We start from the raw sequence: 11,731 nt of genomic DNA on the forward strand, positions 1-11,731 counted from the left end.
GAGGGCTTATAATGCCCTCCTCACTGGCCGTTATAATGATCAGCATGAAATACCGTGACTTACGCGATTTCCTCTCGTTGCTGGAAAAGAGAGGGGAACTAAAACGCATCAGCCAGCCGATTGATCCCTATCTGGAAATGACAGAAATTGCCGATCGTACTTTACGTGCGGGCGGCCCGGCACTGCTGTTCGAAAACCCTAAAGGGTACGATATGCCGGTGCTGTGCAATCTGTTCGGTACCGCCAACCGCGTTGCGATGGGCATGGGCCAGGAAGATGTCAGCTCGTTGCGCGAGGTCGGCAAATTGCTGGCGTTCCTGAAAGAGCCAGAGCCGCCGAAGGGCTTTCGCGATCTGTTCGATAAACTGCCGAAGTTCAAACAAGTGTTGAACATGCCGACCAAGGTGTTGGGTTCAGCCCCTTGTCAGGAACAAGTATGGCAGGGCGATGACGTTGATCTCAGTCGTATCCCGGTGATGCACTGCTGGCCGGAAGACGCTGCGCCGCTGATCACCTGGGGGCTGACGGTAACCCGCGGGCCGCAAAAAGAGCGCCAGAATCTGGGCATCTATCGCCAGCAGGTGCTGAGCAAAAATAAAGTGATCATGCGTTGGCTGTCTCATCGTGGCGGCGCGTTGGATTATCAGGAATGGTGCCAGGCGCATCCCGGTGAACGTTTCCCGGTTGCTGTGGCATTGGGGGCAGATCCCGCCACTATCCTCGGCGCGGTGACGCCAGTACCGGATACCCTGTCTGAATATGCTTTTGCCGGGCTGTTGCGCGGCAACAAAACCGAAGTGGTCAAGTGCCTCTCCTGCGATTTGGAAGTGCCGGCCAGCGCGGAAATCGTGTTGGAAGGCTACATTGAGCCGGGTGAAATGGCGCCGGAAGGTCCGTATGGCGATCACACCGGATACTACAACGAGATCGATCACTTCCCGGTATTTACCATCACTCACATCACCCAGCGTCGCGATGCCATTTACCACTCGACCTACACCGGCCGTCCGCCGGATGAGCCGGCGGTGCTGGGCGTGGCGCTGAACGAAGTCTTCGTTCCCATTCTGCAAAAGCAGTTCCCGGAAATTGTCGACTTCTATCTGCCGCCCGAAGGCTGTTCTTATCGTCTGGCGGTGGTGACCATCAAGAAACAGTATGCTGGTCATGCTAAACGCGTAATGATGGGCGTCTGCTCGTTCCTACGTCAATTTATGTACACCAAGTTCGTTATCGTCTGCGACGATGACGTCAATGCGCGTGACTGGAATGATGTGATTTGGGCGATTACCACCAGAATGGATCCGGCAAGGGATACCGTGATGGTGGAGAATACGCCGATCGATTATTTGGACTTCGCCTCACCGGTTTCCGGTTTGGGTTCGAAGATGGGGCTGGATGCCACCAATAAATGGCCGGGTGAAACCGAGCGCGAATGGGGCCGTCCGATTGAGATGGATGAAAAGGTGCGTGCGCGCATCGATGACATCTGGGATGAGCTCGCAATTTTCAGTGACAGAGAACCGACTCTATAGCGCCAGGCTCTGTTCTCAGTTTTGCATTGATGACCCGACAGAGGGAACGCATGACAATATTGAGCTGTAAAGTGACCTCCGTAGAGGCCATTACCGATACGGTTTACCGGGTACGTTTGGTGCCAGAGGCGCCGTTTTCTTTCAAGGCAGGGCAGTATCTGATGGTGGTGATGGATGAGCGCGACAAGCGTCCGTTCTCGCTGGCATCGACCCCGACAGAGCAGGATTATATTGAACTGCATATCGGCGCTTCGGAACTGAATCTGTACGCCATGGCCGTGATGGATCGCATTCTGAAAGAGCAGGCAATCACCGTTGATATTCCGCACGGCGACGCTTGGCTGCGTGAAGAAGGCAGTCGCCCACTGGTGTTGATCGCCGGCGGTACCGGTTTCTCTTATGCACGCTCGATTCTGTTGGCCGCACTGGAGCAGCAGCCTGACCGCGATATCTCTATCTATTGGGGCGGGCGCGAGCTCAAGCACCTGTATGATTTGAGCGAGCTGGAAGCGCTGTCGGTGCAACACCCGAACCTGAAAGTCATTCCGGTGGTTGAACAGCCGGAAGAAGAGTGGCGTGGCCGCAGCGGCACGGTGCTCAGTGCGGTATTGCAGGATTTCGGTACGCTGGCGGAGCACGACATTTATATTGCCGGTCGTTTCGAGATGGCGAAAATCGCTCGTGAACGCTTCTGTGCCGAACGCGGCGCGCTGGAAGCGCACATGTTTGGCGACGCCTTCTCGTTTATCTAAGCGACGAAGCGGGTAACAACGGGGTGGCCAATGGCTGCCCTTTTTTATTGGGCCGTCTGTGGATTTCAGGCATAAAAAAACCCGCCCCTGACAGGCGGGAAGTACGGCAACTAAACTTGTTGGCATGCTGCGGTTTAAAGTGTGACGCAGTCAGGCCAAAGAGACACAGCTAAACGCGTTCAAAGACGGTGGCAATCCCCTGGCCCAGGCCAATACACATGGTCGCCAGACCGAACTGTACATCGCGGCGTTCCATGTTGTTCAGCAGGGTGGTTGAGATGCGGGAACCCGAACAACCCAGCGGGTGACCCAGCGCAATGGCGCCGCCGTTCAGGTTGATCTTGTCGTCGATGCTGTCCAGCAGACCCAGATCCTTGATACAAGGCAAGGACTGCGCTGCAAAGGCTTCGTTCAGTTCGAACAGGTCGATATCCTGTACGGTCAGCCCGGCGCGCTTCAGCGCCAGCTTGCTGGCAGGCACCGGGCCGTAGCCCATAATGGACGGATCGCAGCCGACTACCGCCATTGAGCGAATGCGTGCACGGGCTTTCAGACCGAGCGCTTTGGCACGAGATTCACTCATCAGCAGCATGGCGGATGCCCCGTCGGACAAGGCCGAAGAGGTGCCGGCGGTCACGCTGCCGTTGACCGGGTCGAATGCCGGACGCAGCGCCGCAAGGCTTTCGACGGTGGTTTCCGGGCGGATCACTTCGTCGAAGTCATAACGGGTCAGCACGCCATCGGCATCGTGGCCGGTGGTGGGAATGATTTCATTCTTGAAGTAGCCGGCCAGGGTAGCGGCATGCGCACGTTGGTGTGAACGCGCGGCGAACTCGTCCTGCATCTGACGGCTGATATTGTGTATCTTGGCCAGCATCTCGGCGGTCAGGCCCATCATGCCGGCGGCTTTTGCCACGCTGCGGCTGAGCCCCGGGTGGAAATCCACCCCGTGGTTCATCGGCACGTGGCCCATATGTTCGACGCCGCCAATCAGGCTGACGTGCGCGTCGCCGACCATAATGGCGCGCGCTGCATCGTGCAGCGCCTGCATGGAGGAGCCGCATAACCGGTTGACGGTTACGGCCGGTACGCTGTGCGGGATCTCAGCCAGCAGCGAGGCGTTACGGGCGATGTTAAAGCCCTGCTCCAGCGTCTGTTGCACACAACCCCAGTAAATGTCGTCAATTTCGGCTGCATCCAACGCCGAATTGCGGCTCAGTACGGCACGCATCAGGTGAGCGGAAAGATCTTCGGCTCGTACCTGGCGGAAGGCACCCCCCTTGGAACGGCCCATCGGCGTGCGTACGGCATCAACTATAACTACGTTTTCCATCTTTATGACCTCATGCCGGTTGGCCAGTGGAGACATCGGACAGCGGCGCTGCCACCGGGTAGTAGCTTTCATTACGTTCGGCTTTGGCGCGCAGGCCGGCAGGCACCTGATACAGAGCGCCAAGGTGCGCATAACGCTGGGCCAGTTCGACGTAATGGGTGGTGCCAAGCGTATCCAGGTAGCGGAATACTCCCCCGTGGAACGGCGGGAAACCGATGCCGTAGACCAGTGCCATATCGGCCTCGGCCGGGCTGGCGATGATGTTTTCTTCCAGGCAACGCACCACTTCATTGATCATCGGGATCATCATGCGGGCGATAATTTCTTCGTCGCTGATGATCTGACGTGGCTGGCTGACGGTCGCCAACAGCGCATCGGTTTGCTCATCGTTGTCTTTACGCGGCTTGCCTTTGTTGTCCTGGCTGTAGCGATAGAAGCCCAACTGATTTTTCTGACCGAAACGTTGGTTATCGAACATCACGTCGATAGCGTCACGATAATCTTTGCTCATACGCTCAGGGAAACCGGAAGCCATCACTGCCTGGGCATGGTGTGCGGTATCAATCCCCACCACGTCGAGCAGATAAGCCGGGCCCATTGGCCAGCCAAATTGTTTTTCCATCACTTTGTCGATCTGACGGAAGTCCGCCCCGTCGCGCAGCAGCAGGCTGAAACCGGCGAAATACGGGAACAGCACGCGGTTGACGAAGAACCCCGGGCAGTCATTCACCACAATCGGCGTTTTACCCATGCGACTGGCATAGGCCACCACGGCAGCGATAGTGCTGTCGCTGGTCTGCTCGCCGCGGATGATTTCTACCAGCGGCATACGGTGTACCGGGTTAAAGAAATGCATGCCGCAGAAATTTTGCGGGCGCTTCAGCGATTTCGCCAGGTGATTAATGGGAATGGTTGAGGTATTGGACGCCAGGACGGTATCTTCGCCAATCAGCCCTTCCACTTCGGACAGCACTGCCGCCTTGATCTTGGGATTCTCGACCACGGCTTCGACGATCACCTGCGCGCGCTCGATACCGGCATAGTCCAGCGTTGGCTGAATGGTCGACAGCACCTGGGCCATCTTCATGCCGTCCAACTTGCCACGCTCGAGTTGCTTGTTCAGCAGCTTGGCGGCTTCGTTCATGCCGAGCGTCAGGGATTTGTCGCTGATGTCTTTCATGATCACCGGCACGCCTTTCAGCGCGGACTGGTAGGCGATGCCTCCGCCCATGATGCCGGCCCCCAATACTGCTGCCTGCTTCGGTGCTTCAGCATTCAGCGCTCGCTTCTTCGCCTGACCTTTCACGAACTGATCGTTGAGGAAGATGCCGACCAGTGCGCGTGCTTCTTTAGAGCGGGCCAAGGGTACAAAGCTGGCGGTTTCCAACTTCAACGCTTCGTCACGGCCCAGCTTAGCGGCGGCTTCAATGGTTTTGACCGCGGTCATCGGTGCCGGGTAATGTTTGCCCGCGGTTTGCATCACCATGCCTTTGGCGGTGGTAAAACTCATCGCGGCTTCGATTGGGCTAAGCTTCAACGGCTCGAGCTTTGGCTGACGATACGCGCGCCAATCCAGTTTGCCGTCGATCGCCTGTTGCAGCATTTTCAGGGCGGCATCGACCAATTTTTCCGGGGCGACCACGGCATCCACCAGGCCGACTTTCAGGGCGTCTTTGGCGCTGACGTCTTTACCGGCGGCGATGATCTCCAGAGCGCTGTCGTTACCCAACAGGCGTGGCAGACGTACGGAACCGCCAAAGCCGGGCATGATACCCAGTTTGGTTTCCGGCAGGCCAATGCGCGCATCCGGTGAGGCGACGCGGAAGTCGGTTGCCAAAATGCATTCGCAGCCGCCGCCGAGCGCATAGCCGTTAATGGCCGAAATGGTCGGCACCGGCAGATCTTCCAGCCGGTTAAAGATGCTATTGGCAAAGACCAGCCATTCCTGCAGTTTCTCAGCTGGAGCCGCAAACAAAGAAAGGAACTCGGTGATATCGGCGCCGACAATAAAGGCGGCTTTCGTGGAACGCAGCAGCAGGCCTTTCAGCTCGGTCTGCTTTTCCAAAACCGTGAGCGCTTCGCCCAGGCTGGCAACGGTGCGGGTATCCAGCTTGTTTACAGAACCTGGGGCATTGAACACCAGCTCGGCGATGCCGTTGTCGAGCCAGTGCAGTTGTAATGTTTCGCCTTGGTAGAGCATGTCTATCTCCTGAATCAGCGTTTGATCTGGTATGACCAGATGATGAGGAGTGTGGTTTTTATGTTAACAATATGCAAATGAGAGATTGCATTTTTGCAGGTCGGATCACATGGCTCTGGGTTAGTGTTCTGATTTAAAACGAAGTTATATTTTATGCGTTATGGTGATTTGCTGGTGTCGGAAACCCCTCATACACTTGCCGGAGCGAAGCGCTAAACACCCAGAGGTGCGAAATGAGTAAAGCGGTATGTGCAAAACAGAGTGGGTTTTGGAGTCTTCCCGCCAGAACCATGACGCTGGCCTGCTTGCTGGTCTTCATGGCGCAGATGGCGACAACGGTGTATCTGCCTTCGTTACCGACGGTGATGCAGGAGTTGTCGATGACGCGTCGTGCCACCGAGCTATCGATATCGATATTCGTCATTGGTGCCGCGCTGCCGGTGCTGTTCTGGGGGGCGGCAGCCGATCGCTTTGGGCGGCGTCTGCCGCTGACGTTGTCGTTGGCGTTGTTTATCAGTTGCAGCGCGCTGCTGGCGTTTTGCAGCAATGGCACCCAATTATTGGTGCTGAGGGCTCTGCAGGGCATTGCCGCCGGGGGCGCTGCGATCATTGCGCGTATTATTGTTCGCGATAACTGGAGCGGCGACGAGCTGGCAAGGCGCCTTTCGGTACTGTCGATTGCCTTTATCGCTGCGTTGGGCGGCGGGCAGTTTATCGGTGGGCTGCTTAGTCAATATTCGCACTGGCAAATGGGCTTTGTACTGATGGGGCTGACCGGATTGGCGATCCTGCTGCTTATGCAGACGCTGCCGTTGGAAGTCGGCAGGGCTGTGGGGCCTCGGCCGCCCATGGCCACGACCTATTGGCGCATTTTGCGTCTGCCGGGGTTTTTCTGGCCGGCCTGCGTCGGCGGATTGGGGTTTGCTACCACGGTGACCCTGCAAGAGGTGAGCCCGTTTATTATGCAGCAGGGGTTTGGTCTGAACGTGACGGCCTTTGGGGCGCTGGGATTGGTGATCGGCGTAGCTTACTTTACCGGGGCGATGGCGGTGAACCGGACGGTGGCTCGTTTCGGCGGCAAACGGCTCATGCATGTGGGAGCGAGTATTGTCGCTATGGCGACCGTTGCGATTATGGTGTTGTGGTGGAGCGGTGTGCTGGTAGGGCTTTCCGGCATGGCGTTATTTATTGTGCTGTACTGCCTGACGATTTTTGGCCAGGCGGTATTGTTTCCTAACAGTATGGCGATGGCCGTCAGCGATGCCAAAGAGCAGGGTGCCTATGCCATGGCGTTGTGTGGATTTCTGCAGCAGTGCTTGGCGGGTATTGCTGCGGCCGGCGCTGTTTTGCTTGAACATCACGGTCTGTGGGCCGCGGCGATCGCCTCGTCAGGTTTTATCGCCTGGTTAATTGTTAAGCTGCGGATGTAACGACATTTACAGTGATTTGCGAAGCGCCCCGCATGCCAGAGGTGATGAGGTTGGTGCGCAGGAACGGTGTGCTAAGATGAGGCATTCCGTTCTAATGGTATGTAAAAGGGTATTGTGATGGAAACACTGGCTTCTTTGTATAACGACCACCTGGCAGAACTGCAAAAACGGGCGCGTGAAGTGTTAACGCGCAACAAACTGGACGCGTTGCTGATTCACTCCGGGGAACTGCAGCGGATATTCCAGGACGACCGCAGTTATCCGTTCAAAGTGAATGCGCATTTTAAAACTTGGGTGCCGGTGACTTCGGTCCCAAACTGCTGGCTGTGGGTGGACGGCGTTAACAAACCGAAGCTGTGGTTCTATTCGCCGGTCGATTACTGGCATAGCGTTGAGCCGCTGCCGGACAGTTTCTGGACCAAATCTGTTGAACTGATGCCGTTGGCCAATGCTGACGATATCGCTCAGCAGCTGCCAGCTCAGCGTGAGCGCGTGGGCTATATCGGTTATGCGCAACAGCGCGCTCGCGATCTCGGTATTTCGGCAGAAAACGTCAACCCTAAAGCGGTGTTGAACTACTTTGACTTCCATCGCTCAATCAAAACCGGCTACGACCTGGCCTGCATGCGTGAAGCGCAGAAGACCGCGGTTATGGGGCATCGTGCTGCCCACGAAGCTTTCCTGTCAGGCATGAGTGAGTTTGATATCAACCTGGCTTATCTCACGGCGACAGGCCATCGCGACACCGATGTGCCTTATGACAATATTGTTGCGCTGAATGAGCATGCATCGGTACTGCATTACACCACGCTGGATCACCAACCGCCGGCTGAAACGCTGAGTTTCCTGATTGACGCCGGAGCGGAATATAACGGCTACGCCGCGGATCTGACGAGGACCTACGCCGGCCAGAGCGGTAGCGATTTCGCCCAGTTGGTCAAAGATCTTAATAACGAGCAGTTGGCGCTGATGGAAACCATCAAAGCCGGTGTGCGTTACACCGATTATCATGTGCAGATGCACCAGCGCATCGCCAAATTGCTCAAGAGCCACAAACTGGTGAGCGGCATCAGCGAAGAAGCCATGGTGGAACAAGGGCTCACCACGCCGTTCCTGCCGCACGGTTTGGGCCACCCTCTGGGCCTGCAGGTGCACGACTCAGCCGGTTTTATGCAGGATGAACAAGGTACCCATCTGGCGGCGCCATCGAAATACCCATACCTGCGCTGCACCCGCGTATTGCAACCTGGCATGGTGTTGACCATCGAACCTGGCCTCTACTTTATTGAATCCCTGCTGGCACCGTGGCGCAGCGGCGAATTCAGCCAGCACTTTGCCTGGGATCGCATTGATGCGCTGAAACCTTATGGTGGTATCCGTATTGAAGACAATATCGTGATCCACGAAAAGCGCATTGAGAACATGACGCGCGACCTGAACCTGGCCTGATGGAGCCTTATCCGATCCCCGCAGGCCCCATTAGCGTCAGCGAGGAAATCAAGAAGAGCCGTTTTATCACCCTGCTGGCGCCGACCAGCGGGGTTGATGCGGCCAAGGCGTTTATCCAGCAGGTACGTGATGAGCACCCGGCAGCCAGGCACCATTGCTGGGCATTTGTCGCCGGGCCGCCGACCGATTCTCAGCAATTAGGCTTCTCCGATGACGGGGAGCCCTCCGGCACGGCGGGTAAACCTATCCTTGCGCAGCTTATGGGCAGTGGCATAGGCGAAATCACCGCCGTAGTGGTACGTTACTACGGCGGTATCAAGTTGGGCACCGGCGGTTTGGTGAGAGCCTATGGCAGCGGGGTGCAGCAGGCATTAAAACAGTTGGCCGTGAGCCACAAGATCCCGCAGGCCGAATATACTTTGCAATGCGACTATGCTCAGTTGGCGCTGGTAGAGAATCTGTTGCAGCAAACAGAAGGGCGGATTGTACAGGGGGAATATGGTGCCTCCGTCATGCTGCATCTGGCTTTGCCTGTAACCGGCGTTGAGGCGTTCGGGGATAAATTACGTGATCTCAGTCGCGGTAATTTGCAATTAACCCCCATTTCGCAATAATTCCCCCCAACTGAATTGCTAAGGATCGTGCTGAAATGCATTTTCGCGCTATTACCCGTATCGTGGGTTTGTTGGTCATCCTGTTCTCCGGGACGATGTTTATTCCTGGTCTGGTGGCATTGATATACCGCGATGGGGCGGGACGGGCGTTCAGCCAGACCTTCTTTGTGGCGGTAACCATTGGCCTGATGCTGTGGTGGCCTAACCGTAAACAAAAGCACGAGTTGAAGCCGCGGGAAGGCTTTTTGATCGTGGTGCTGTTCTGGACGGTGCTGGGCAGCGTCGGGGCATTGCCGTTTTTATTTTCGGAGCGGCCTAACCTGTCGCTGACCGATGCCTTCTTCGAGTCGTTTTCCGGCTTGACCACCACGGGGGCGACAACGCTGGTGGGGTTAGACTCGTTGCCCAAAGCCATCTTGTTCTATCGACAGATGCTGCAATGGATGGGCGGGATGGGGATCATCGTGTTGGCCGTAGCGATACTGCCGATCCTCGGTGTCGGGGGGATGCAGTTGTACCGGGCAGAAATGCCGGGTCCACTGAAAGATAACAAAATGCGCCCGCGCATTGCCGAAACGGCTAAGACCCTGTGGCTGATTTACGTTCTGCTGACCATTGCCTGCGCGTTGGCGCTCTGGGGGGCCGGCATGTCGATGTTTGACGCCATAGGCCACAGCTTCTCGACCATCGCCATTGGCGGCTTCTCTACCCACGATGCCAGCATCGGTTACTACGCCAGTCCTACCATCAACACCATTATTGCTATATTGCTATTTTCCTGCTGATCTCCGGTTGTAACTACGGCCTGCACTTTGCCTTGTTGAGCGGGCGCAGCCTGAAAGTGTACTGGCGTGATCCTGAGTTTCGTATGTTTATCGCCGTCCAGTTGACGCTGGTGGTGGTCTGCACCGGCGTACTCTGGGGGCATGGCGTTTACAAAACCGGTATGGAAACGCTCAATCAGGCATTCTTCCAGGTGGTGTCGATGGCGACGACGGCCGGTTTTACTACCGACAGCATTTCCAAGTGGCCGTTATTCTTGCCGATGTTGCTGCTTTGCTCTGCCTTTATCGGCGGCTGTGCCGGCTCGACGGGCGGTGGCCTGAAAGTGATTCGTATTCTGTTGCTCTATTTACAGGGCTCGCGTGAGTTAAAAAGGCTGGTGCACCCTAACGCGGTTTACACTATCAAATTGGGTAACCGCGCACTGCCGGAACGGATCCTGGAGGCGGTATGGGGATTCTTCTCGGCTTATGCATTGGTCTTTATCGTCAGCATGCTGGCCATTATCGCGACCGGTGTGGATGATTTCTCTGCCTTCGCTGCTGTGACGGCGACGCTGAACAACCTGGGGCCGGGGTTGGGGGTGGTGGCGGATAACTTTACTACTATGCCTGCACCGGCGAAGTGGATCCTGGTTCTGACGATGCTGTTCGGTCGCCTTGAGGTCTTTACACTGCTGGTTCTGTTTACGCCGACGTTCTGGCGCGAATGACCTTGATAAAAGGAGTAACGCCGTGAAGGCACTGATTCTTTATTCTAGCCGTGATGGGCAAACACGTTCTATCGCCTCTTATATAGCAAACAAATTGCAGGATACGCTGCGCTGCGATGTGATCGATTTGCTGCAGGCGGATAATATTGACCTCACGCAATATCAGCAGGTGTTGATTGGCGCATCGGTGCGTTATGGCCATTTCCATCCGACATTGGAAAAGTTCGTCAAACGCCACGCCAAACAATTGAACCGCATGCCGAGCGCATTCTTTAGCGTCAACCTGACCGCCCGCAAAGCGGACAAGCGTTCCCCGCAGACCAATGCTTATACCCGCAAGTTCCTGCTGGCGTCGCCTTGGCAGCCAAAACAGTGCGCCGTGTTTGCCGGCGCACTGCGTTATCCACGTTATCGCTGGCTCGATCGCGTAATGATTCAACTTATTATGCGTATGACCGGGGGCGAAACAGACAGCAGTAAAGAAGTGGAGTACACCGATTGGCAGCAAGTAGAACGTTTTGCCCAAGAGTTTGGCCATATTCAGTATGAAAAGTGACGAAAACGCTGGCTTGTGCAGCGTTTTGTCGAAAAATACCGCGCTTGAAAAGTTTTTTGCATTTAGGGGTTGCGGCCTTCTGAGAACTCCCTATAATGCGCCTCCACTGACCGGGAACAACGACTCCTCTAACGAGAACCAGTCGCCCAGCCAGAAAGATTCAAGCCGGTGAAAATACCGTTTCTTAATAAGAAAAAAGCTTGACTCTTCAGGTGAAAAGCGTAATATACGCCACCTCGAGTTAGCAACCTAACTCACTGCTCTTTAACAATTTATCAGACAATCTGTGTGGGCACTCCACAAGACGATATCCAGAACCTTCGGGTTCAAAAAAATATCAAGTCTTGAAGAGTGACCAAGCAATAAGTCA

At 55.9% G+C, this 11,731-nt stretch carries 8 protein-coding genes and 1 pseudogene; 7 read left to right on the forward strand and 2 right to left on the reverse strand.

From position 1 onward, the window contains the following. Positions 1 to 11 precede the first annotated feature (11 nt). Complete coding sequence (ubiD, locus tag H5P17_RS10600; protein WP_182822763.1) at positions 12 to 1,532, forward strand: 4-hydroxy-3-polyprenylbenzoate decarboxylase; 1,521 nt, start codon at positions 12 to 14, stop codon at positions 1,530 to 1,532. 50 nt (positions 1,533 to 1,582) lie between these two features. Continuing rightward, complete coding sequence (gene fre / locus H5P17_RS10605; RefSeq protein ID WP_020824850.1) at positions 1,583 to 2,284, forward strand: NAD(P)H-flavin reductase; 702 nt, start codon at positions 1,583 to 1,585, stop codon at positions 2,282 to 2,284. 169 nt (positions 2,285 to 2,453) lie between these two features. Here the strand turns inward: fre and fadA are convergent, their stop codons facing one another. Both fadA and fadB read right to left on the reverse strand, forming a co-directional pair. Continuing rightward, on the reverse strand, positions 2,454 to 3,617 hold the full coding sequence (fadA, locus tag H5P17_RS10610; protein WP_182822764.1) for an acetyl-CoA C-acyltransferase FadA: 1,164 nt from the start codon (positions 3,615 to 3,617) through the stop codon (positions 2,454 to 2,456). 10 nt (positions 3,618 to 3,627) lie between these two features. Next, the gene (gene fadB / locus H5P17_RS10615) at positions 3,628 to 5,817 is read right to left on the reverse strand and encodes a fatty acid oxidation complex subunit alpha FadB (RefSeq protein WP_182822766.1); all 2,190 of its coding nucleotides are present in this window, start codon (positions 5,815 to 5,817) and stop codon (positions 3,628 to 3,630) included. A gap of 233 nt (positions 5,818 to 6,050) precedes the next feature. Between fadB and H5P17_RS10620 the strand changes: the two genes are divergently transcribed. The 5 genes and pseudogenes from H5P17_RS10620 (at position 6,051) to hemG (ending at position 11,361) form a co-directional block, all read left to right on the forward strand. Then, positions 6,051 to 7,247 (forward strand): MFS transporter, encoded by a 1,197-nt coding sequence (locus H5P17_RS10620; protein ID WP_182822768.1) that lies wholly within the window; start codon positions 6,051 to 6,053, stop codon positions 7,245 to 7,247. A gap of 117 nt (positions 7,248 to 7,364) precedes the next feature. Next, entirely contained in the window at positions 7,365 to 8,696 is a 1,332-nt protein-coding gene (gene pepQ / locus H5P17_RS10625; RefSeq protein ID WP_182822770.1) for a Xaa-Pro dipeptidase, read from the forward strand. Then, the gene (locus H5P17_RS10630; protein WP_182822772.1) at positions 8,696 to 9,310 is read left to right on the forward strand and encodes an IMPACT family protein; all 615 of its coding nucleotides are present in this window, start codon (positions 8,696 to 8,698) and stop codon (positions 9,308 to 9,310) included. Before pepQ ends, H5P17_RS10630 begins: the two co-directional genes overlap by 1 nt. 35 nt (positions 9,311 to 9,345) lie before the next feature. Next, positions 9,346 to 10,805: pseudogene (gene trkH / locus H5P17_RS10635) on the forward strand (Trk system potassium transporter TrkH). Between the two features lie 22 nt (positions 10,806 to 10,827). Further along, entirely contained in the window at positions 10,828 to 11,361 is a 534-nt protein-coding gene (gene hemG, locus H5P17_RS10640; RefSeq protein WP_182822774.1) for a menaquinone-dependent protoporphyrinogen IX dehydrogenase, read from the forward strand. Positions 11,362 to 11,731: the final 370 nt, after the last annotated feature.

The sequence above is a fragment of the Serratia sp. OS31 genome, from assembly GCF_014164835.1.
GTDB lineage: Bacteria > Pseudomonadota > Gammaproteobacteria > Enterobacterales > Enterobacteriaceae > Serratia > Serratia liquefaciens_A.